Annotated in this window: 20 protein-coding genes and 1 pseudogene; 12 read left to right on the forward strand and 9 right to left on the reverse strand. The window is 74.5% G+C overall.

The features are described from left to right. Positions 1-97 precede the first annotated feature (97 nt). Both F7P10_RS30580 and F7P10_RS30585 read left to right on the forward strand, forming a co-directional pair. Positions 98-1,495 carry a PLP-dependent aminotransferase family protein gene (locus F7P10_RS30580; RefSeq protein ID WP_151014555.1) on the forward strand — a complete coding sequence of 466 codons (1,398 nt, stop codon included), beginning with the start codon at positions 98-100 and terminating at the stop codon, positions 1,493-1,495. A 29-nt stretch (positions 1,496-1,524) separates the two neighbouring features. Next, on the forward strand, positions 1,525-1,755 hold the full coding sequence (locus tag F7P10_RS30585; protein ID WP_151014557.1) for a hypothetical protein: 231 nt from the start codon (positions 1,525-1,527) through the stop codon (positions 1,753-1,755). Positions 1,756-1,816: 61 nt separating this feature from the next. Here the strand turns inward: F7P10_RS30585 and F7P10_RS30590 are convergent, their stop codons facing one another. From F7P10_RS30590 to F7P10_RS30600, 3 genes are read right to left on the reverse strand one after another with little or no spacing between them, the layout of a single operon-like run. Beyond that, positions 1,817-3,052, reverse strand: coding sequence for an MFS transporter (locus tag F7P10_RS30590; protein ID WP_151014559.1), 1,236 nt, complete (start codon positions 3,050-3,052; stop codon positions 1,817-1,819). A 60-nt stretch (positions 3,053-3,112) separates the two neighbouring features. Next, positions 3,113-3,925 carry an ABC transporter permease gene (locus F7P10_RS30595; RefSeq protein ID WP_151014561.1) on the reverse strand — a complete coding sequence of 271 codons (813 nt, stop codon included), beginning with the start codon at positions 3,923-3,925 and terminating at the stop codon, positions 3,113-3,115. Beyond that, the gene (locus tag F7P10_RS30600) at positions 3,922-4,869 is read right to left on the reverse strand and encodes an ABC transporter ATP-binding protein (protein ID WP_176611722.1); all 948 of its coding nucleotides are present in this window, start codon (positions 4,867-4,869) and stop codon (positions 3,922-3,924) included. Before F7P10_RS30600 ends, F7P10_RS30595 begins: the two co-directional genes overlap by 4 nt. Before the next feature lie 81 nt (positions 4,870-4,950). Here F7P10_RS30600 and F7P10_RS30605 point away from each other — a divergent pair, with 81 nt between their 5' ends. After that, on the forward strand, positions 4,951-5,559 hold the full coding sequence (locus F7P10_RS30605; RefSeq protein ID WP_151014563.1) for a DUF1707 domain-containing protein: 609 nt from the start codon (positions 4,951-4,953) through the stop codon (positions 5,557-5,559). Positions 5,560-5,847: 288 nt separating this feature from the next. Here the strand turns inward: F7P10_RS30605 and glpX are convergent, their stop codons facing one another. Continuing rightward, complete coding sequence (glpX, locus tag F7P10_RS30610; protein ID WP_151014565.1) at positions 5,848-6,879, reverse strand: class II fructose-bisphosphatase; 1,032 nt, start codon at positions 6,877-6,879, stop codon at positions 5,848-5,850. A 169-nt stretch (positions 6,880-7,048) separates the two neighbouring features. On the opposite strand from glpX, the gene F7P10_RS30615 reads away from it, so the two are divergent. Together F7P10_RS30615 and F7P10_RS30620 are read left to right on the forward strand one after the other, a co-directional pair. After that, on the forward strand, positions 7,049-7,717 hold the full coding sequence (locus tag F7P10_RS30615) for a TetR/AcrR family transcriptional regulator (protein ID WP_151014566.1): 669 nt from the start codon (positions 7,049-7,051) through the stop codon (positions 7,715-7,717). A 31-nt stretch (positions 7,718-7,748) separates the two neighbouring features. Then, the gene (locus F7P10_RS30620; protein WP_151014568.1) at positions 7,749-8,453 is read left to right on the forward strand and encodes a DUF4245 domain-containing protein; all 705 of its coding nucleotides are present in this window, start codon (positions 7,749-7,751) and stop codon (positions 8,451-8,453) included. Between the two features lie 2 nt (positions 8,454-8,455). On the opposite strand, the gene F7P10_RS30625 is transcribed toward F7P10_RS30620, so the two are convergent. Next, a complete protein-coding gene (locus F7P10_RS30625) occupies positions 8,456-8,704 on the reverse strand; it encodes an exodeoxyribonuclease VII small subunit (RefSeq protein WP_254716108.1) in 249 nt (82 codons plus the stop codon). Positions 8,705-8,714: 10 nt separating this feature from the next. Beyond that, positions 8,715-9,938 carry an exodeoxyribonuclease VII large subunit gene (gene xseA, locus F7P10_RS30630; RefSeq protein WP_151014570.1) on the reverse strand — a complete coding sequence of 408 codons (1,224 nt, stop codon included), beginning with the start codon at positions 9,936-9,938 and terminating at the stop codon, positions 8,715-8,717. A gap of 99 nt (positions 9,939-10,037) precedes the next feature. On the opposite strand from xseA, the gene F7P10_RS30635 reads away from it, so the two are divergent. Continuing rightward, positions 10,038-10,463: a MarR family winged helix-turn-helix transcriptional regulator gene (locus F7P10_RS30635; protein WP_368077430.1), complete on the forward strand. Its 426-nt coding sequence runs from the start codon at positions 10,038-10,040 to the stop codon at positions 10,461-10,463. A 210-nt stretch (positions 10,464-10,673) separates the two neighbouring features. On the opposite strand, the gene F7P10_RS30640 is transcribed toward F7P10_RS30635, so the two are convergent. Next, the gene (locus tag F7P10_RS30640; RefSeq protein WP_151014572.1) at positions 10,674-11,462 is read right to left on the reverse strand and encodes a hypothetical protein; all 789 of its coding nucleotides are present in this window, start codon (positions 11,460-11,462) and stop codon (positions 10,674-10,676) included. 228 nt (positions 11,463-11,690) lie between these two features. Between F7P10_RS30640 and F7P10_RS30645 the strand changes: the two genes are divergently transcribed. Then, positions 11,691-12,701 (forward strand): 4-hydroxy-3-methylbut-2-enyl diphosphate reductase, encoded by a 1,011-nt coding sequence (locus F7P10_RS30645; protein ID WP_151014574.1) that lies wholly within the window; start codon positions 11,691-11,693, stop codon positions 12,699-12,701. Positions 12,702-12,713: 12 nt separating this feature from the next. On the opposite strand, the gene F7P10_RS30650 is transcribed toward F7P10_RS30645, so the two are convergent. Next, a complete protein-coding gene (locus F7P10_RS30650; RefSeq protein WP_254716109.1) occupies positions 12,714-13,349 on the reverse strand; it encodes a DUF6542 domain-containing protein in 636 nt (211 codons plus the stop codon). Further along, positions 13,346-14,809: a DNA recombination protein RmuC gene (locus tag F7P10_RS30655; protein WP_254716110.1), complete on the reverse strand. Its 1,464-nt coding sequence runs from the start codon at positions 14,807-14,809 to the stop codon at positions 13,346-13,348. The genes F7P10_RS30650 and F7P10_RS30655 overlap by 4 nt, the downstream gene beginning before the upstream one ends. A 152-nt stretch (positions 14,810-14,961) precedes the next feature. On the opposite strand from F7P10_RS30655, the gene ychF reads away from it, so the two are divergent. The 5 genes and pseudogenes from ychF (at position 14,962) to F7P10_RS30675 (ending at position 20,929) form a co-directional block, all read left to right on the forward strand. Further along, positions 14,962-16,053 carry a redox-regulated ATPase YchF gene (gene ychF, locus F7P10_RS30660; protein WP_151014576.1) on the forward strand — a complete coding sequence of 364 codons (1,092 nt, stop codon included), beginning with the start codon at positions 14,962-14,964 and terminating at the stop codon, positions 16,051-16,053. Between the two features lie 309 nt (positions 16,054-16,362). Beyond that, a pseudogene (locus F7P10_RS44790) lies at positions 16,363-16,920 on the forward strand (conjugal transfer protein); the annotation flags it as partial. Then, positions 16,902-17,342: a conjugal transfer protein gene (locus F7P10_RS44795; protein WP_254716111.1), complete on the forward strand. Its 441-nt coding sequence runs from the start codon at positions 16,902-16,904 to the stop codon at positions 17,340-17,342. The pseudogene F7P10_RS44790 and the gene F7P10_RS44795, both read left to right, overlap by 19 nt. Before the next feature lie 72 nt (positions 17,343-17,414). Then, positions 17,415-17,684, forward strand: coding sequence for a hypothetical protein (locus F7P10_RS30670; RefSeq protein ID WP_254716819.1), 270 nt, complete (start codon positions 17,415-17,417; stop codon positions 17,682-17,684). A 38-nt stretch (positions 17,685-17,722) separates the two neighbouring features. After that, positions 17,723-20,929: a TcpE family conjugal transfer membrane protein gene (locus tag F7P10_RS30675; RefSeq protein WP_151014579.1), complete on the forward strand. Its 3,207-nt coding sequence runs from the start codon at positions 17,723-17,725 to the stop codon at positions 20,927-20,929. The last annotated feature ends 25 nt before the right edge of the window (positions 20,930-20,954 follow it).

A 20,954-nucleotide genomic window follows, 5' to 3' on the forward strand; every position in this document is an offset into this window, starting at 1 on the left:
TGGACGAGTGGTCCGCCGGACGCGTCGAAGATGTCGCGAGATCCCGGACCATTCGCCGGACCGTGACACAAGTCATACCTTCGGACGCTGAACGGGTGTGACCGATCTTCAACTCCCACTCGACCGGTCCGCCGGCCGGCTGGCGGCGCAGCTCGCCGCGGGCTTGCGGGCGGGCGTCCGGTCCGGCCGGCTGGGCGCGGGGACCCGGCTGCCGTCGAGCCGCGACCTCGCCCGGGACCTGGCCGTGTCCCGCGGTGTCGTCGTCGCCGCCTACGAGCAGCTCACCGCGGAGGGCTTCCTGATCGCCCGCCGCGGCGACGGCACCCGCATCGCGCCCCTCGCCCGCCCCGACGGCGCCCCCGCCCCGCCGGCGCCTCCCGCTCCCCGCACCCCCGCCGACTACGACCTGTCGCCCGGACGGCCCGACCTGGCGGCGTTCCCCCGCGACCGCTGGCTGGCCGCCGAGCGCGCCGGGCTGCGCGCGCTGCCGGACGACGCCCTCGCCTACCCCGATCCCGCGGGCGCGCCCGTCCTGCGGGGCGAGCTCGCCGGGTACCTCGGACGGGCGCGCGCCGCGCACACCGACCCCGACCGGGTCGTGATCACCAACGGGGTGACGCACGCGCTGTCCGCGCTGATCCGGCTGCTGCGCGCCGACGGGCACACCGTCCTCGCCGTCGAGGACCCCGCGAGCGTCCGGCAGCTGCCGGTGCTGCAGGCGACCGGCGTCCGGCTCGTGCGCGTCCCGGTGGACGGGCAGGGCCTCGACGTCGCGGCGCTCGCCCGGACGGACGCGCGCGCGGTGCTCGTCACGCCCGCGCACCAGTACCCGACCGGCGCCGTCCTGTCCCCGGCACGGCGCGCGGAGCTGGTCGCGTGGGCGCGGCGGGCGGACGGGCTGATCCTCGAGGACGACTACGACGCCGAGTTCCGCTACGACCGCGAACCCGTCGGCTGCCTGCAGGGCGTCGCCCCCGACCGGGTGGTGCTGCTGGGCTCGGTCAGCAGGACGCTCGCGCCCGCGATCCGGCTCGGCTGGGCGGCCGTCCCGCCGCCCCTGGCCGCGCGCCTGCGGATGCACCGCCTGCACACCGACCTCGGCCCGCCCGTCCTGCCGCAGTACGCGCTGGCCGAGTACCTGCGCGGCGGCGGGTACGACCGGCACCTGCGCGGCATGCGGCGCCGCTACCGGGTCCGCCGGGACGCGCTGGCGGACGCGATCCGCCGGCACGTGCCCGGCGCCCGTGTGCACGGCGTCCCGGCGGGCATCCACCTCTACGTGGAACTGCCGCCGGGCTGCGACGAGGACCGGGTGATCGCCCGCGCGTCCCGCGACGGGCTGTCGCTGGCGGGCGCCCGTCCGATGTGGTCGCCCGGACGGGCCGCGCACGCGCCGTCCGCGCTCGTCCTCGGCTTCGCCGGGCTGGGGGAGGGGCGGCTGGTCAAGGCGGCGGAACTGCTCGGCCAAGCGGTTGCCCCCGGGACGCGGGGGTAGGAAAACACTTCCCGGTGGAGGAGGTACGGATGAGTCTGGAAGAGGCGGCGCGGCAGCTGAAGATGGCCGTGCACGACGGGCAGGTCGCCTTCGACTGCGTGGGCCTGGGCGACCTCGCGCGGGCGCAGGAGCACGCCGTGACCCTGCGCGCGGCGGCCGACGCCGCCGAGGTCGCGCTCGCCCGGGCGATCGAGGACATGTCCCCCGAAGAGGCGCAGGACGCGGGCGAGCGCGCGGTGGCCGCCCTCGAGGAGTCCTGACGCGGACGCGTCCCGCGAGTCCCCGGGGTCGGTGCCCCGGGGACTCGACCGCCGCCGGACGTCAGGTGGCGGTGGGCTCGGCCGGACGGGGCGGTGCGGCGGCGTCCGGGTCCGGTGCGGGTTTCGCGGCCGGGGGCGGGTCGAAGCCCTTCGCCGTCGCGAACACGACCAGCACCAGGAGCGTCGGGACGACGAACGCGAGCCGCAGGCCGTGGTCGGCGCTCAGCGGTTCCACCGCCCCCACCACGGCGGCGCCCAGCACGAACCCGACGTAGTTGAAGATGTTGACCCGGGCCACCGCGACGCCGAGGCCCGTCGGGTCCACCCGTCCGGCGGCGGTGAACGACACCGGGGCGATCACGCTGAGCCCCAGCCCGGCGACGGCGAACGCGGCGATCGCGACGGGCGCGCTGGGCGCGGCCACCACCCCGGCCATCCCGACGAGGCCGACGAGGCCGCCGAGCCGCACCACCGGCACCGCGCCGGCGCGGCGCACGGCCAGGTCGGCGACGGCGCGGCTGACCACCATCGCGACCTGGTAGGCGACGTAGCCGAGCGGCGCGACCCAGTCGGCCCCGCCCAGTTCGTCGTCGAGGTACTTGGCGCCGTAGTTGGAGATCGCCGAGTCGGCCAGGTACGCCACCGCCATCGCGGCGCCCACCACCAGGATCGGCCGCCACGGCACCCGCCGTCCGGCGGCCCTCAGCGCCTCGGCGGACGGCCCGTCGCCCTCCTCGGCGCGCCGGTACAGGCCGTGCCCGGTGGACAGCGACGCCGCGATCCCGGCGGCGGCGGCGATGCCGAACCCGGCGGACAGGGGCAGGTCGATGCCGTTGGCCAGCGACGCCCACAGCCCGCCGAGGATCCCCGCGACGCTCCACACCGCGTAGAACCCGGTGATCAGGCTCATCCCGTACCGGCGCTCCACCGCGACGGCCTGCGCGTTCATCGACGCGTCCACCGCCCCGACGAACAGCCCGAACAGGGCCACCGCCGCGTACAGGGCCGGGTCGTTGTCGCCGGTCAGCCCGATCAGCACGATCGTCAGGGCCACGGCCGGCTGCGACACCCGCAGGACGGGGCCGCTGCCGACCCGGCGGAACAGCGCGCCGGACGCGACGCTGCCCACCCCCGCGATCAGCGGGACCATCAGCAGGACGAGCGACAGCGTCGCGTCGCTCAGGCGGTGCGCGTCCTGGATCCGCGGAACCTGCGTCACCAGCGACGCGAAGCACAGCCCCTGGACCGCGAACGCGGTGTAGGTGGACGCGCGCGCCCGGCGGTCCCCGACGTCCATGCGACCCCCGCCCCTCTAACGTGAGGAAGATTCGCGTCAGCGTAGAGAGGGGGCCGCCCGTCAGTCAATGAGCTTGCGCCGCATGCCCCGCACCGCGAGCACCCACATCAGCGCCGCGAACGCCGCCAGAACGCCCAGGTGGACGAGGTCGGCGAGCGGTTCGAGCCCGAACACCATGTGCCGCACCAGCTGCACGCAGTGGTACAGCGGGTTCAGCTTCGCCGCGGTCTCCGCCCAGCCCGGCAGCGCGTCCACGGGGAAGAACGTCCCCGCGATCAGGAACAGCGGCGTCACCACGCCCGTGATCACGTAGTCGAACGAGTTGATCGACGGCACGACCGACGACGCCCACATCCCGAACAGGCCGAAGCCGAGCGCGGTGAAGAACGTCGCGAGCGGCACCAGCAGCATCCCGAACGCCGGATCCAGGCCGAAGAACAGCGCCACGACCAGCGGTGTGCACGAGTACACCGCCGACTTCGCCGCGATCCACGACGCCTCCGCGGTGACCAGCTCGTGCACGTCCACCGGCGCCGCCAGCATCCCGTCGTAGGTGTGCTGGAACACCCGCCGGATGTAGCCGTTGAACATCCCCGGGAACACCGACGTGAACAGCGCCGCCGTCCCCACCACGCCCGTCGCCACGAAGTCCAGGTACCGGAAGTTGCCGATCACCGCGACCATCGACCCGAACCCGTAGCCGAAGCACAGCAGGAAGAACGTCGGCTCCACCATCGACGCGAACGACTGCGACGCCCAGTACCGCTTGTACAGCGCGAACTCGTGCCGCCAGACACCCCGGATCGGCGCCATCTCGAACCTGCGCAGCCGCGGCGCGCGCTCCGCCGCCGGCGCGGCGCGTGTGACGGTCATTCGACGCTCTCCCCGGTCAGCACCACGAACACGTCCTCCAGATTGGCCGCGCGGCGGACGCCGCCCGGCCCCAGCTCGTCCTCCAGCGACGGCGCGATCGTCTCGGCCTTCAGCACCGACACCGACGGGCCCGTCCGCCGCGTCGGCAGGTCCGCCCCGCGCGCGAGCCGCTCCACCTCGGCCAGCCGGTCCGGCGGACCGTAGTGCTCCACGACCCGCTCGCCCGCGTACTCGGCGACCAGCTCGCCGGGCGTCCCCCGGGCGATCACCCGGCCGTGCGACATCAGCGCGCACTCGTCCGCCAGCCGCTCGGCCTCCTCGATGTAGTGCGTCGACATCAGCACCGTCGTGCCCCGCGCCCGCAGCCCGTCGATCAGCCCCCACAGCTCGGCCCGCACCTGCGGGTCCAGGCCCACGGTCGGCTCGTCCAGCAGCACCAGCCGCGGCCGGTGCACCAGGCCCCGCGCGATCAGCAGCCGCCGCCGCATGCCGCCCGACAGGTCGTCCACCTTCGTCGCCCGGCGCTCGGTCAGGTGCGCGATCGCCAGCGCGTCGTCCACCGCCCGCCGCCGCTCCCCGCGCGGCACCCGGTACAGGTGCGCGAACACCTCCAGGTTCTCCTGGGCGGTCAGCTCCTCGTCGAGGTTGTCCTGCTGGGGGACGACCCCCATCGCGGCCCGCGCGCGCTTGGACTCCCGAGGCACCGGGAACCCCAGCACCTCGATCGTCCCCTCGGTCGGCACGGCCTGCGCCGTCAGCATCTTCATCGTCGTCGACTTCCCGGCCCCGTTCGGGCCGAGCAGCCCCAGGCAGACGCCGGACGGCACCTCCAGATCGAGCCCGTCCACCGCTGTGAAGTCGCCGAACCGTTTCACCACGCCCCGCAGGCTGATCGCCGCCGCGGGCCCGGCCTCGACCTCCTCCGGCGCTCGTTGCAAGGTCATACGGGAACCCTAAGTAGTGACGCGGACAAATCCCCACCCGTTTTCCGCGGCCCCGGCCGCTCCGCCCGTTAACCTCTAGGAGTGGACATCCCCTCCCGCCCGGCCGCCGAACAGGCGACGCGCGTCCGCGACCTGCGCGCGTCCGACGCCGACCGGGAACGCGTCGTCGCCGTCCTCGGCGAGGCCCTCGCCGACGGCCGCCTCACGATGGCCGAGCACGGCGAGCGCACCACCGCCGCCTACGCCGCCCGCACCCTCGGCGAACTCACCGGCCTCACCGGCGATCTCTCCCCCGAGGAGGCCCAGCCGATCCTCGTGGACGACCGGCCCGTCTCGGTGGTCTTCGGCCGCACCCGCCGCGACGGCCGCTGGGTCGTGCCCGTGAAGCTCCCCCTCGTCGCGCTCTTCGGCACCGTCGAACTCGATCTGCGCGAAGCCGTCCTGCAGCGCCGCCACATCGTCCTCGACTCGCTCGTCCTCGCCGGACGCGTCCGCCTGCTCGTCCCCGACGGCGTCCGCGTCGACGTCACCGGCCGGACGATCCTCAGCCCCCGCGAGGTCCGCACCCGCCCCGCCCCCGACGGCCCCACCATCGAGGTGGCCGGCACCCTGCTGTTCGGCTCCGTCCGGGCCCGCGCCCCCAAGCGCACCTTCCGCCAGCGCGTCCGCGCCCGCCTCACCCGCGACTAACACCCCCGAACGCCCCGTCCGGGCCTCCCCCCGAACCCCCGCGCGGCCCGGGACTCCGCGAGGTCCGAGGTCCCGTGCGGCCTGGGGGTCCGCGTGGGCCGGGGCTCCGCGTGGGCCGGGGTCCCGTGTGGCCTGGGGTTCCGTGTGGCCCGAGGTCCTGTGCGGCCGGGGGCTCCGCGTGCGGCGGAGTGACCCTGCTCGGGGCCGGGGAACCCCGATCCGCGCCGGCGGCGGAGATCCCCGGCCCGGCCTGCGAGCCGCCGGGCGAGCAGGCCGGGCCCGAAACTCCTAGACCGCGGCGTCGAAGTTGATCGCGCTGTAGGCCCGCAGCTTCGACAGCTTGTGCTCGCTCGAGATGGTGCGGATCGTGCCGCTGCGGGAGCGCATGACGAGGGAGTGCGTGGTCGCGATGCCCTTGTCGTACCGGACCCCGTCGACCAGCTCGCCGTCGGTGATGCCCGTCGCGGCGAAGAAGACGTCGTCGGAGGTGACGAGGTCGTCGGTGGTCAGGACGCGGCGCAGATCGTGGCCCGCGTCGATCGCCTTCTGCCGCTCCTCGTCGTCCTGCGGCCACAGCCGGCCCTGGATCACCCCGCCGAGCGCCTTGATCGCGCACGCGGCGATGATGCCCTCGGGGGTGCCGCCGATGCCGAGGAGGAGGTCGACGCCGGTGCCGGGACGGGACGCCATGATGGCGCCGGCCACGTCGCCGTCCATGATGAACTTGATGCGGGCCCCCGCCTCGCGGACCTCCTTGACGATGCCCTCGTGCCGCGGCCGGTCCAGGATGCAGACGGTCACGTCGTTCGGCGCCGAGCCCTTCGCGCGCGCGATGGCGCGGATGTTGTCGCCGATCGGGCGGTCGATGTCGACGACGTCGGCGGCCTCGGGGCCGGTGACGAGCTTCTCCATGTAGAACACGGCGGACGGGTCGAACATCGACCCGCGCGGCGCGACGGAGAGCACGGCGATCGCGTTGCTCATGCCGAGCGCGGTGAGGCGGGTGCCGTCGACCGGGTCCACCGCCACGTCGCACTCGGCGCCGCCGTTGCCGACCTCCTCGCCGTTGTAGAGCATCGGGGCGTTGTCCTTCTCACCCTCGCCGATCACCACGACGCCCTTCATGGACACCGTGTTGATCAGCTGGCGCATGGCGTTGACCGCGGCGCCGTCGGCGCCGTTCTTGTCGCCGCGCCCCACCCAGCGGGCGGCGGCCATGGCGGCGGCCTCGGTCACCCGGACGAGCTCCATCGCGAGGTTGCGGTCGGGCGCCGCGGGGTCGGTCGTCAGCGGGGAGGAGACGGTGGATTCTTCGGACATGTCGCGGCGGCCCTTTCGGTCGATGGTGCCTCGGATTCTCCGTTGGCCGACGCCGGGCCACAAATTGGACCAGACCAGCCGAGCGCGGAGTGGACCGGCACCGTGAAATCGGACGGTCCTCCGGGCAAGGGATCGTTTCCCACCGGGAGAGGGCGTAATCTCTGGGCTCATGAGCAGCGACATCGACGTTCCCTCCGGCGAGGTGACACAGAACGGGGGCGGGGGCGCCACCGCGACGCCCGCGCGGACGTCCGACCGCGGGGCCGCGACGCGCGGAGCCCTGCTGGCCGCGGCGCGGGACGTCTTCTGCGAGTCAGGGTTCGCGCAGGCCGCGGTGACCGACATCGTCGCGAAGGCCGGAGCCAGCGTCGGCAGCCTGTACCACCACTTCAACGGCAAGGCCGACCTCTACCTGACGCTGTTCGAGGAGTTCCAGGCCCGGCAGCAGGAGCGCACCCGGCGGGCGATCAGCGCCGCGCGGGAGGCCGGGGAGACCGACCCGATGCTGCAGTTCATCGCCGGGGCGGGCGCCTACCTCGACGGCTGCCTGGAGGAACGGGACGTCTCGCGGCTGTTCATCTCCGGCGACGGCCCGCCGGGGTTCGACCGCGCGATGCGGCAGCGGCTGGGCAAGTGGGCCCGCCGCAACGCCGCGCTGTTCCACACCGCCGACGGCGGCGTGGACGAGGCACTCGTGATGGTGCTGACCGGTGCGATGGCGGGCGCGGTGTCCGACATCTCGCTGCTGGAGGACGAGGACGCGGCGCGGCGGCTCGCGGCCGAGATCATGGGGATCCTCGGCACCATCCGGAACCCGCGTACCGCACCCCCTGTCTAGAGCAGCCGGAACCGTAGGGGATCCTGAGAGGGTGACCGACAAGACCCCTGACACCGAGACCGAGGCCGCCCCGGAGAGCGCGCCGGAGAGTGCGCCGTCCGGGAGCGCGGCGGGCCCGCGGCCCATCCCGGTCAGTGCGGGCGTGTACAAGCGGCTGACCACCGGGATCGGCGGCTTCACCCTCGCGATGGGCGCGTCCCTGATCCTGGCGCTGATGATCTTTGTCGTCACGCCGCGCGCCGACGAGCAGATCCTGCCGACCGTGGACTACGGCTCGCAGCTGTGGGTGATGCGCAACGACGCCCCGTTCGCGGTGCACGCCCCGGTGGGCCTGCCGGCGGGCTGGCGCCCGACGAGTTCGCGGGTGCACGGGCTGGACGAGGCGGGCGAGCCGGTCGCGTGGCATCTGGGGTTCGTGACGCCGGACGACCGGTACGCGGCGCTCGAGCAGAGCGACGAGAAGGCGTCGGAGTACGTGCCGCGGATGACCAACAGCAGCAAGCCGCTGGGGACGATGCAGGTCGCCGGGCACACGTGGCAGAAGTACCACCGTGCGGACAAGGAGGCGAACTCCCTGGCGCGGACGCTGCCGGACGGGGTGAGCCTCGTGGTCACGGGGACCGCGCCCTACGCGGACCTCGCGGTGCTGGCCGGATCGCTCGAGGCGCAGCCGAAGGGCGGCGGGCTGAACCCGTCGGGCCCCGCGTCGCCGTCGGCGACCCCCGGCGCCCCCTGACGTCAGAACGGCGCGCCGGTGTCGCCGTCCCCGGGCTGCGCCATCGCGGCGGCGAGCCGGGCGCGGGCGCCCTCGAGCCACTCCTCGCAGAGCGCGGCCAGCCTCTCCCCGCGCTCCCACAGCGCGAGCGACTCCTCCAGGGTGAGCCCGCCGGCCTCCAGCCTCTTCACCACGTCGGCCAGCTCGTCACGGGCCTGCTCGTACGAGGGCCTGCCCGCCCTCTCTTCGTTCTCCGACACGTTCTCCGACACCCGCCCCACCCTACGCGGGGTCGTCGTCCAGAGGGCCCGAGGCGGTCGCGCCGAGCCGCCCGGACGCGACGCGCACCGTGAGGGCCGCGCCGGCCGGCACGGACGCGGCGTCCCGCACCACGGCTCCGTCCGCGCGCTGGACGATCGCGTACCCGCGGTCGAGCGTGGCGGCGGGGGAGAGGGCCAGCAGCCGGGCGCGGGTGTGCGACAGCTCGTCCCCGGTCCGGTCGAGCGCCCCGGACAGGCACCGGCGCGCCCGGTCGCGCAGCGCCGTGACCTGCTCGGACTGCCGTTCGATCTCCCGGACCGGGTCGGCCAGCGCGGGCCGCGACCGGACGGACTTCAGCCACGCGAGCTCCCGCTCCACGCCCCCGGCGAGGCAGCGGCGGCCCCGGTCGCGGAGCTGCCGGACGAGCTGGAGCTGCTCGCGCACGTCCGGGACGGTCTTCTTCGCGGCGTCGGTCGGGGTGGAGGCGCGGACGTCGGCGACGAGGTCGAGCAGCGGCGTGTCCTGCTCGTGCCCGATCGCGCTGACGACCGGGGTGCGGGCCGCCGACACCGCGCGGACGAGCGCCTCGTCGGAGAACGGCAGGAGGTCTTCCATCGCGCCCCCGCCCCGCGCGATGATGATCACATCGATCTCGGGATCGGCGTCCAGCGCGCGCAGCGCCGTCATCACCTCGCCGACCGCGTAGGAGCCCTGCACGGCGGTGTTCTCCACGCGGAACGCGACCGCGGGCCAGCGCCGCCGCGCGTTCTGCAGGACGTCGTGCTCGGCGTCGGACTCGCGCCCGCAGATCAGCCCGATCCGGCCGGGGAGGAACGGCAGCGGGCGCTTGCGCTCGGGCCGGAACAGACCCTCGGCGGCCAGGGTCTTCTTGAGGCGCTCCAGGCGGGCGAGCAGCTCGCCGACGCCGACGGGCCGGATCTCCAGGACGCTCAGCGAGAAGGTGCCCCGGTTGATCCAGAAGTCCGGTTTGGCGTGGACGACGACGCGGGCGCCGTCGGTGACCGCCGGGCCCGCCGCCTCGACGACGCCGCGCTGCCCGACGAGCCGCACCGACATGTTCGCCACCGGGTCGCGGAGCGTCAGGTAGACGGTGCCGCCGCGGGCGTTCAGGTCGGTGATCTGCCCCTCGACCCAGATGCGGCCCAGCCTGCCGATCCAGCCGCCGACCGCCTGCAGGACCGTCCGTACCGGGACCGGGGATTCGGCCGTGGTCTCCATCGCCATGCCCGGCAGCCTATTGGGTGTGACGCGGGAGACACGCTCCGTCCGTTCAGAAGTTAGCCCAGCTAACTTGGCCTGGCCAAGCAATCCCGAGGAGAGACCGTGACCGTCCCCGAACGCGAGCTCGCCGAGCAGCTGAACCTGCGGCTCCGGCACGTCGTGCTGATGCTGCGCCGGGCCGGTGCCGACCAGCCGGTCACCGCCCAGCAGCTGTCCGTGCTCGGCTCGCTGGAGCACGGGCCGCGGCGGATGACCGAGCTGGCCGCCGAGCACGGCGTCCGGCTGCCGACGATGACCGCGCAGATCAACCGGCTGGAGCGGGACGAGCTCGTCGAGCGCGGCCGGGACGGCTCGGACGCCCGCGTCGTCACCGCCCGGCTCACCGCGGCCGGACGGGACGTCCTGGCGGCGGGCCGCGAGCGCCGCATCGGCTACCTGGCGGAACGGTTCGCGGAACTGACCGGCGAGGAGCGCGCGGCCGTCGCCGCGGCGCTGCCCGCCCTCGACAAGCTCTTCTCGGCCGGCTGAGCCCGGACCGCCGGCCGAAGGGCCCCGGCCCGACACCGCGCGCCGACGCGAACGGCCCGGGAGGCTCGCCTCCCGGGCCGTTCCGGTCCCGCCGTTCAGCGCGTCCGGGCCGGAGTCAGCTCTGGCCGTTCAGCTTGGCGATGCGCCGCTCGTACATCTTGATGACGTCCTCGCGGGCGGCGTGGGTCCGCTCGTACTCGCGCAGCAGCTTCACCTGCTCCACCGACAGCCCGCGCAGGCGCGCGCGCAGCTGCGGCAGGGTCGCCTCGTCGTAGTCCGGCACCGGCAGGTTCGCGGCGACGTGCTCGGCCTCGCTCTGCGCGGCCGGACGCGACTCGGGACGCGGTGCGAACTCGTCCGCGGGCTTCGCGGACTTCGGCTCCGGGGCGCGCGGCTCGGCGGCCTCGGGGGCCTCGGCAGCCTCGGGGCCGGGGCGTCGGGCGCCGCCTTCGCGGCGGACTCCGGCGCCGGGCCCCCGTCCGGGACGGGCGGGGCCGCGGGCTCGGCCTGCGGCGCGGGCTCCGGGCGCGGCGCGGACGGCCGCGGCGACGGCGCCGGCTTGGCCGCCGGTCCGTCCGCCGCACCCGGCTTGCCGACCGAGATCTCCCCGTCCGGCCTGCGGCGCACCGCGGCGCCGTCCTCGCGGGCCGCCGTCGGCCGTGCCGGACGGGACGGGCGCGCCGGGCGCGTGCGCCGCGGCCGGACCGGCTCCGGTTCCGGCTCGGGCTCGGCGCCCTCGCCGCCGCGGACGCGCTCCACGACGGTGCCGACGACCTTCTCCGCGGTGTGCTGGACGTCGTCGCGCAGGCGCCCGATCACCGGCTTCACGCCCCCGCCCTCGGTGATCTCCTTGTAGTCGCGGGTCATCCGGTCCCCGAGCAGCAGCGCCCGGCCGACGCCGAACATGGCCAGCCGGACGGCGTGCAGCGGGAGGTCGCGGACCTGCTCGCCCACCGTGTCCTGCACCTGCTGCTTGAGGCGGCGCGGCGATCTAGTCATGGTCTGTCCTCTTCCTGCCGTCCTTATCACGGATGTCGGGAGCACACGTACGGTCGTCGAAACTCACTCTGCCCCATCGGTGCGATCACGGTCACCCCGGGTTAATGTCTTTCTGTCCAAAAACGGCGTGCGGTCGATCACAACCTGGCCGGAGGCCCTGCGGCCGCGGCGTTCGGCGCTCCCGCCCGCCCGGCGCGCGGGGTTCGGGGCGGCTCGTACGATGGGGGGATGACCGCCAACATCCAGCCCGTGAACACGGAGCCCGCGAACGCCGGGCCCGCCGGAACCCGGGGCCGTGTCCTGCTCGCCAAGCCGCGCGGCTACTGCGCCGGCGTCGACCGGGCCGTGGAGACGGTCGAGGTCGCCCTCGAGCAGTACGGGGCCCCGATCTACGTCCGCAAGCAGATCGTCCACAACGTCCACGTCGTGAAGACGCTGGAGGAGCGCGGCGCGATCTTCGTGGACGAGACCGAGGAGGTCCCCGAAGGGGCGATCGTGGTCTTCTCCGCGCACGGCGTCGCGCCCGTCGTCCACGACGAGGCCCGCAAGCTGGACCTGCGCACCATCGACGCCACGTGCCCGCTGGTGACGAAGGTGCACAAGGAGGCCGTCCGGTTCGCCGCCCAGGACTACGACATCCTGCTCATCGGCCACGAGGGCCACGAGGAGGTCATCGGCACCTCCGGCGAGGCCCCCGACCACATCCACTTGGTCGACGGCCCCGAGGACGTCGCCAACGTGCAGGTCCGCGACCCCGAGAAGGTCGCGTGGCTGTCGCAGACCACCCTCTCGGTGGACGAGACGGTCGCCACCGTCGAGAAGCTCCGCGAGCGGTTCCCCAAACTGACCGACCCGCCCTCCGACGACATCTGCTACGCCACCCAGAACCGGCAGACCGCCGTCAAGGAGATGGCGGCGCAGTCCCAGCTCGTCATCGTGGTCGGCTCCACCAACTCGTCCAACTCGGTGCGGCTCGTCGAGGTCGCCAAGGAGCACGGCGCCGACGACGGCCACCTCGTCGACTACGCCGAGCAGATCGACCCCGCGTGGCTCGAGGGCGTCAGCACCGTCGGCGTGACGAGCGGCGCGTCCGTCCCGGACGAGCTCGTCCAGGGCGTCCTGGCCTGGCTCGCCGAGCGCGGCTTCGGACCGGCCGAGGAGATCGAGTCCGTCCGCGAGAGCATGCGTTTCTCCCTGCCGAAGGAACTCCGCAGGGACCTGCGCATCACGCCCGTCTGATCGCACCGGGGCTCAGTCCGCGCCGCCCCGCGGCCGCTCGCGCCCGGCGGAGGAGTCCGGGGACTCGTCCCAGCGGACCGGGTTCTCGTTCTCCTCCTGCTCGAACAGCCGGACGCCCGCGAGCCTGTCGCGCAGCTCCCGGACGTTCGCCGGGAGCCCGCGCGGCAGCGTGATCAGCAGCACCAGCAGCGTGCCGAGGAACAGCCACGGCGCCGCCGCGGCCAGCGCCGTCAGCAGCCCGACGGTCAGGCCGCGCAGCAGCGACCCCTGCCCGACCGTGGTGACGACCACCGCTACCAGGGTGGCGAGGAAGAACACCAGCGGCGGGCTGACGGCCAGCGCCAGCAGGTCGGCGGGGCGGGTGGCGAGCGCGGCGAGCACGCAGCCCACCGTGAAGCCGCCCCCCGCGAGCAGCGGCATGTCGAGCCACCGCGACAGCAGCCCGCACAGCACGGCCGTCCCGAACAGCACGACGATGCCGCCGCGCCCGGTCAGCGTCGCCGGCCCGGCCGGCGCGGCGGCCCGGGAGCCGGACGGGCCCGGACCGGACGAGCGCGAACGCCGCGGCGGCCCGCCGCGCCGCCGTCCCGTCCCGCGGTGCGTCGGCGGCGTGTCGCCCGGAGCGTCGCGTGCCGTCGATGTGCTCATTGCCACCTCTCTCGCCGGTCGCCCTGCTCAGGGACGGCCCGGGCATCGCCGTACGGGGCGTCGCCGTACGGGGTATCGCCGTTCGGGGCGCCGCCGTCCCGGGGGAGGCCGTCCTGGGGGAGGCCGTCCTGGGGGGAGCCGTTCTGCGGGAGGTCGTCCCGGGGGACCGCGGCCCGCGGAACATCGTTTCGCGGTTCGCCGCCCTGCGGAACGCCCTCGCGGGGACGGGCCCCGCGCGGGCCGTCGCTCCCGTTGAGCTCGGCCGCCGACGGCGCGCGCGGGCTCTCCTCGACGGGGCGCGGGCCGTCCAGCGAGCCGTCGACGACGCCCAGGTCGTTCAACCGGCGCGCGCTGACGAGCACCCGGGTCTCCAGCGAACCGACCGTCCGGTTGTAGGACTTCACGGCGCCGGTGAGCGCGCGGCCCAGTTCGTCGACGTGCTGCCCCATCGTGCCCAGCCGCTCGTACAGTTCTTTACCGAGTTCGAAGACCGCCCGCGCGTTGCGGGAAAGCGCGGCCTGCTGCCACGCGTACGACGCCGTCCGCAGCATCGTGATGAGGGTCGTGGGCGTGGCGATGTGGACGCGGCGCCGCATCGCGTACTCCAGCAGTTCGGGATCGCGGTCCAGCGCGGGCGCCAGGAACGCCTCGCCCGGGATGAACAGCACGACGAACTCCGGTGCCGGGCTGAACGCCTGCCAGTACGACTTGGCCGCCAGCCGGTCGACGTGGTCGCGCAGGTGCCGGGCGTGCGCGTCGAGCCGTACCGGGTCGCCGCTCTCGGCGGCCTGCAGGTAGGCGGCCAGCGACACCTTCGAGTCGACGACGATGCTCTTGTCGCCGACCAGCCGCACGACCATGTCGGGCCGGACCGTCCCGTCCCGCGTCACCGCGGTCGCCTGCTCGTCGAAGTCGCAGTGGTGCGTCATGCCCGCGAGTTCCACGACGCGGCGCAGCTGCAGCTCGCCCCAGCGCCCCCGCGCCTCCGGCCGCTGCAGCGCCCGCACCAGCGTCCGCGTCTCGCGGCCCAGCTGCTCGGAGCTCTGCCGGACGAAGTCGACCTGCTTGGCCAGCATCGCGTGCGACTCGCGGCGGCCCGTCTCCACCTCGCGGAGCTGCTCCTCGACCTTCGCGAGCGCCTCCCGGAGCGGCCCGACCAGATGCTCGACGGCCTGCTGCCGCCGCTCCAGCTCGCCCGCCGCCTCGGCCCCCGCCGCCTTCAGCCGCGCGTCGGCCAGCTCGAGGAAGCGCGCGTTGCTGGCGTCCAGCGCGCGCGCCGACAGGTTCTCGAAGTGCTCGGCCATCCGCTCCTCGGCGTAGGCGAGCTTCTCCTCCGCCGCACGCGCCCGCGCGATGAGCGCGCCCTGCTCACGACTCTGCCGGCTCGTCGCCAGCGACCAGCCGGCGACCACACCGAAGGCCGCCCCGACGACGAGGCCGGCGAGCAGCGCGAGGTCCATCCGTTCATCGTGACAGCGCCGTCGCGAACCGCGACCGCGACGCGCCGGTAAGGGCGGCACGGCGGACAATCGGTGCACTGCCGACCACCGCCGGACGCGTCCCGGCACGCGCCGCACGGCGCGGTGCGTCCGGGCTCGTAAACTTGACGGCCGTGAGCCTCTCCATCGGAATCGTCGGGCTGCCCAACGTCGGCAAGTCCACCCTGTTCAACGCGCTGACCAAGAACGACGCGCTGGCCGCCAACTACCCGTTCGCGACCATCGAGCCCAACGTCGGAGTCGTCGGCGTGCCCGACCCCCGGCTGGCCGTCCTCGCCGACATGTTCGGCTCGGCCAAGACCATCCCGGCGACGATGGAGTTCGTCGACATCGCGGGCATCGTCAAGGGCGCGTCCGAAGGCCAGGGCCTCGGCAACAAGTTCCTCGCCAACATTCGCGAGACGAACGCGATCTGCCAGGTCATCCGCGCCTTCGAGGACGCCGACGTCACGCACGTGGACGGCGACGTCGCCCCGTCCCGCGACATCGACACGATCAACACCGAGCTGATCCTGGCCGACCTGCAGACGATCGAGAAGGCCCTGCCGCGCCTCGAGAAGGAGGCCCGGACCAAGAAGGACAAGAACCAGCTCGCCGTCGTCGACGCCGTCACCGCCGCCCAGAAGCTGCTCGACGAGGGCGTCACCCTCTTCGCCGGGGCCGACGGGGCCGGCATCGACCTCGCGCTCCTGCGCGAGCTGCACCTGCTGACCGCCAAGCCGTTCCTCTACGTGTTCAACCTGGACGAGGGCGAGCTGACCGACGAGGCCCTGCGCACCCGGCTGCGCGAGCTCGTCGCCCCCGCCGAGGCGATCTTCCTGGACGCCAAGATCGAGGCCGAGCTGATCGAGCTGCCCGACGACGAGGCCCTCGAACTCCTGCAGGGGATGGGGCAGGACGAGTCGGGCCTGTCGCAGCTCGTCCGGATCGGGTTCGCCACGCTCGGCCTGCAGACCTACCTCACCGCGGGCCCGAAGGAGTCGCGCGCGTGGACGATCCGCAAGGGCGACACCGCGCCCGAGGCCGCGGGCGTCATCCACACCGACTTCCAGCGCGGCTTCATCAAGGCCGAGGTCGTCTCGTTCGACGACCTGACCGCCGCCGGGTCGATGGCGTCCGCCCGCACCGCCGGGAAAGTCCGGATGGAGGGCAAGGAGTACGTCATGCAGGACGGCGACGTGGTCGAGTTCCGCTTCAACGTCTGACCCGGCGGTGACATCGCGCCTGGTGAAAAGGTGTGACTCGTGATGCTTGCCCGATAGATGCCCTAACGCACTGATCGGAGGTAGGGATAGGGGATCGTCACCGTTTGGCAATCTTCCCCGTTCCTGCTGAGGTGGATCGCATTATCCACAACCGCGTGCCGGGGCTGTGCTTCGCTCGGATGCGCTGGAACAATTGACGCTCGTGGTTACTCTGGGCCCGGGGTGGGTTCGGAAAGAACCACCGCGCAACATCTGGACCGGGCACACAGAGCGCGCCGACCTTGGGGGCGAGGCGCGGGCGGAGGCAGGATGGCTCGCAGGTCGGCCGTGAAACGCGGCCGTGACACCGCCGTGGTCGACGAGACCGCGGCGCCGGGTCCGCCCGTCGACCCGTGGGAGGAGCCGGACGGCCGGACCCGCGGCCCGCGCGGCGGCCGCTGGTCCGGATCCGGCGGCCGCTGGTGGGTCTGGACGGGCCGTGCCGTCCTCTGGGCCCTCATCATCGTCATCCTGGTCAACGGCGTCCGCGCCCCCTTCGAGCGGTTCACCGCCGCGGACGAGCCCGCGACGGCCACCGCGCCCAGGACGTCCACCGAACGAGCGCAGTTCCCGAGCAGCGCCGCGGGGGCATTCGCCCTGCAGTTCGCCAACGTCTATCTCAATTACAACCAGGAGAACGCCGCCGACCGCCAGGCCCAATTGGCGACGTTCCTGCCCGAGGGCGCCGACCCGCAATTCGGCTGGAACAGCACCGGGGCCCTGCAGGTCCAGTCCGTGCAGGTCGCGGGCGTCCAGGTGCGCGACGGGCGCAACGCCACCGTCAACCTCGTCGCCCGCACCGGCGACAAGTGGCTGCGCCTCGCCGTGCCCGTCTACGCCGACGACTCCGGCGCGCTCGTCGTCGCCGCCCGTCCCGCGCTGCTCCCCCGCCGGCCAAGGCCGCGCTGCCGCAGCAGGCCCCCCCGCAGCGCGACACCGCCCTCGAGGGCGAACTCCAGCCGATCCTCGCCGCGTTCTTCCCGGCCTACGCCGCCGGGGACCAGACGTCCCTGTCCCGGTACACCGCGGGCAACCCCATTGGCGGGCTCGCCGGTTCGGTCGAGTTCCGCAGCCTCGCCGAGGTCGTCGCGCCCCAGGGCGAGGCCGGTGCCCGCACCGTCACCGCGAGCGTCGTGTGGCGGGTCGCCGGCGGCGAGCTGGAGCAGGCCTACGAACTCGACATGGTGCGCAAGGACGCGACCTGGTACGTCAAGGACATCCGCGGCACCACCGACCCCGATCCGTCATGAGAGGCCGCGAGATGAACCCCACACCGTCCCCCCACGCCGAACCAGGAAGGTAAGTCGATGCTGCACCACCTCATGGCGTCGATTCCGATCGAGATCGTGGCGGCGCCCGACGACGGCTTCGACCCGGACGGGCTCGCCGACTGGTTGCGGGGGTTCTTCGGCCCGCTGTTCCTCGTGACCGTCTCCATCGTGGCGATCTTCTTCCTGTTCACCCGGGAGATCACACGGTTCGCCCAGTTCATCGTGCTGGCGATCGGCATCGGGGTGGTCTTTTACGTGCCCAGCATCATCGAGACTGCGGCCAAGGCGATCGCCACCGCCCTGGGAGTCGACGGCAACTGACCCGGAGTCTGTGCTCGCACCGGTAGGGGAGTAGGGGCGTGGATCTACCCACGTACACGAACATCTGGCGCATCGAGAAGCGGCTGTACAAGCTGTACGACCTGCGGCTCCCCATGCCGCTGCCGCTCGTCCAGATCGGTGTGTTCCTGGGCGTGTTCGTGCCCTGGATCGTGATGCTGCAACTCGTCGGGCTCCCCTTCGAGTCCCCGTGGCATGTCCTCTACATCGTCCCGCCCGGCGTCCTGACCTGGCTGGCGACGCGTCCCGTCATCGAGGGCAAGCGCCTCACCGAACTCCTCCTGTCCCAGAGCCGCTACCTGTCCGAACCCCGCACCTGGTGCCGGCTCACCCCCATCCGCGAACCCCGCGAAGTCGTCATCGTCGCCCGCGTGTGGCGCCGTCCCGGTGCTCCCGCACCGGCCCCCGAACGCGTCGCCGTCAAGTCCCGCCGCCGCGCGGCGCCGGCCGAGGCCGAGGTCCCCGCCCCCCGCGCCGAGGCACCGCCCGTGGCGCCCGCCCTGGAGAACGCCCCGAGCCCCGGCAAGCGCGGCCTCGTCTCCGGCGTCCGCCGTCCCGGCGCCCCCGGCTTCGCGACGGCCGTGGCGCCCCCGCCCGGCGGCGAGCCCGGCGACCGAAGGGTCGCGGGCCCCGTCCCGACCCGTCCCGACATCCCGATGGTCCCCGGCGCCCCCGGCCCTCCCGAACCCCTCGTCGGCGAGGCCCAGCCCCGCAATCCCGGCGCCCCCGCCCGGCCGGGGGATCACGAGCGCCCGCGCCCTCCCGCACCGCGGCAACCGGCCGAGCCGACTCCCGCCCGGCCCGCCGCGTTCGGTACCGCGCAGCCGCAGGATCACCGCGTCGCGGGCCCGCCGGCCGGAGCCGAGCCCGAGACCCCGCGCGCGGGGCACCCCGAGCGGCCTGCCGCGTTCGGTACCGCGCAGCCGGGTGAGCCCGGACGGCCCGCACCGCAGGATCCGCGCGTCGCGGGCGTGCCGCCGGACGACGTTCCGATCGAACACGCGCCGATCCAGGCGCTGGGCGGCCGTCCCGTGCGGGGCGACTCCGGTTCACCGCCCGCGGGCGGCCCCGAAGGGCCCGCGGCGTTCGGCCCCGCGCAGCCAGGGGAGGCCGGACGGTGGGAGCCGGCGGAGGAGACGCGTCAGGGTCGGCAGGCGCCCGTCCGATCGGCCGAGGCGCCCCGCGCGGGCGGGCCCGAGCGGCCCGCCGCGTTCGGTGCGGGCGCGGGTGAGAGCGGACGTTCCTCGGCGCAGGAGGAGGCTCGCCCGGCCGCGTCGGCGAGTGCGCCTGCACCCGCCCGGCCGGCCGGTGAGGCGCCGCCCGCGGGTCGGCCCGAGCGTCCGGCGGCCTTCGGTGCCGGGCAGTCGCAGGGGACCGGGCCGCAAGACCATCGCGCCGTGGGCGCGCCGGCGGAGGAGGCCCGCCCGACCGAGCAGGCGCCGGCTGCCCAGGACGGGCCCGGGCGGCCGGAGCCGGCGGAGCAGGGACATCCGGTTGCGGGTGAGCCCGCGCAAGCGGCTGGGGGCGAGCCCGAGGCGCCACGCGCGGGGCACCCCGAGCGGCCCGCGGCGTTCGGCGCCGTCCAGCCCGGGGAGGCGGGACGGTCCGCTCCGCAGGAACCTCGTGTCGCCGGTGCGTCGCCGGAGGAGACGCGTCCGGCTGAGCAGGTGCCCGTCCGATCGGCCGAGGCGCCGCCTGCGCAGCAGTCTGAGCGGCCTGCGGCGTTCGGTACGGGGGCGGGTGAGAGCGGACGTTCCTCGGCGCAGGAGGAGGCTCGCCCGGCCGCGTCGGCGAGTGCGCCCGCGCCCGCCCGGCCGGCCCGTGAGGCGCCGCGTGGGGGTCGGCCCGAGCGGCCTGCGGCCTTCGGCGCCGGGCAGGCCGCGCCGCAAGACGATCGTGTCGCGGGCACGTCGGCGGAGGAGACCCGTCCCGACGGGCAGGCGCCCGTCCGACCGGCCGAGGTGCCGCGCGCGGGGGCGGGCCAGGGGTGGCCGTCCGAACCGGCTCGTCCCGCCGCGGCGAGCGGGCCCGCCCGGGCGCCCGCGCCGGGGCATCAGGTTCCCGGGTCGTCGCAGGGAGGACAGGGCTGGCCGCAGGAGGAGGCGGACGGTCCTCGGCTCGAGGCGCCGCGGCCGTGGTCGAAGGGGCTGTCGAAACCGACCCGGCCCGCGGCGACGGACGCGCAGACGTGGCCGCCGGCGTCCGAGCCCGAGACGCCGCAGGACCAGGAGCCGCCGCCGCGGGACGTCCGGTCGGGGCCGCAGTCGCCGGTGCGGCCGAGGCCGCTGCCGCCGCCGCCCGCGCCGCCGCCGTCGGGTCCGGCGATCACGCCGCCGGGGCCGGAGCACGAGGTCAGCGGCGGCGGGCTGCGCAGGCTGTTCCAGGCCGTCGGCGGCGGCCACGGGGACGTGGACGCCGAGTACCAGCTGCGGCTGCAGCAGCCGTTCCGGGGGACGCGGCACGTGGTGGTGCTGGGCTGCACGGGCGGCGCCGGGCAGACGGTCACTGCGCTGATGCTCGGGCACACGTTCGCGCAGCACAACGCCGAGCCCGTCGTGGCGATCGACGTGAACCCGGGGCCGGGCGCGCTGGCGCGGCGGACGCGCAGCGAGACGAACGAGACGCTGACCGGGCTCATCACGCGCGCCGACCAGGTCGGGAGCCTGACGGCGATGCGGCGGTACACCTCGCAGGCGAAGTCGGGCCTGGACGTGATCGCGGCGGGCAAGAACCCGCTGCAGGCGCTCGACGACCGCGACTACGCGCTGGCGATCCGGACGATCGACAGGTTCTACTCCGTGACGCTGCTGGACACGGCGGCGGCGGTCGTGGCGCGGGTGCTGCCGTACGCCGACCAGCTGGTGCTGGTCGCGCCGGCGAGCGCGGACGCGCCGCGGGCGGTGGCGATGACGTACGAGTGGCTGGACGGCCACGGGTACGAGGAGCTGCGGTCGCGGGCCGTCACGGTGATCAACGGGGTCAGCCGGCGGAGCATGGACGACGTCGAGCAGGCGGAGGCCGTGGCGCGGGGCCGGTGCCGGGCTCTCGTGCGGATTCCGTGGGACGATCACCTCAGCATGGACCGCGCGCCGCGCAACGAGCTGAAGTCGTTGCGCGCCCCGACGAGGCGTGCCTATCTTGCCCTCGCCGGCGTGGTCGCCGGCGGGTTCGGCGTCGTGCCCGAGCGTTACCAGGAGCTTCACCAGGAGCAGGAGGCCACCCGATGAGCGCCCCGCGCGGGCACCGAGCGGA

Origin of the sequence: Actinomadura sp. WMMB 499 (assembly GCF_008824145.1) — a bacterium.
Lineage (GTDB): Bacteria > Actinomycetota > Actinomycetes > Streptosporangiales > Streptosporangiaceae > Spirillospora.

Excerpts from the sequence above, each read along its gene's own strand:
- F7P10_RS30585 (WP_151014557.1), top strand. The coding sequence starts at position 1,525 with ATGAGTCTGGAAGAGGCGGCGCGGCAGCTGAAGATGGCCGTGCACGAC.
- F7P10_RS30590 (WP_151014559.1), bottom strand. The coding sequence starts at position 3,052 with ATGGACGTCGGGGACCGCCGGGCGCGCGCGTCCACCTACACCGCGTTC.
- F7P10_RS30595 (WP_151014561.1), bottom strand. The coding sequence starts at position 3,925 with ATGACCGTCACACGCGCCGCGCCGGCGGCGGAGCGCGCGCCGCGGCTG.
- F7P10_RS30600 (WP_176611722.1), bottom strand. The coding sequence starts at position 4,869 with ATGACCTTGCAACGAGCGCCGGAGGAGGTCGAGGCCGGGCCCGCGGCG.
- glpX (WP_151014565.1), bottom strand. The coding sequence starts at position 6,879 with ATGTCCGAAGAATCCACCGTCTCCTCCCCGCTGACGACCGACCCCGCG.
- F7P10_RS30615 (WP_151014566.1), top strand. The coding sequence starts at position 7,049 with ATGAGCAGCGACATCGACGTTCCCTCCGGCGAGGTGACACAGAACGGG.
- xseA (WP_151014570.1), bottom strand. The coding sequence starts at position 9,938 with ATGGCGATGGAGACCACGGCCGAATCCCCGGTCCCGGTACGGACGGTC.
- F7P10_RS30640 (WP_151014572.1), bottom strand. The coding sequence starts at position 11,462 with ATGACTAGATCGCCGCGCCGCCTCAAGCAGCAGGTGCAGGACACGGTG.
- F7P10_RS30645 (WP_151014574.1), top strand. The coding sequence starts at position 11,691 with ATGACCGCCAACATCCAGCCCGTGAACACGGAGCCCGCGAACGCCGGG.
- F7P10_RS30650 (WP_254716109.1), bottom strand. The coding sequence starts at position 13,349 with ATGAGCACATCGACGGCACGCGACGCTCCGGGCGACACGCCGCCGACG.
- F7P10_RS30655 (WP_254716110.1), bottom strand. The coding sequence starts at position 14,809 with ATGGACCTCGCGCTGCTCGCCGGCCTCGTCGTCGGGGCGGCCTTCGGT.
- F7P10_RS30670 (WP_254716819.1), top strand. The coding sequence starts at position 17,415 with ATGGCGTCGATTCCGATCGAGATCGTGGCGGCGCCCGACGACGGCTTC.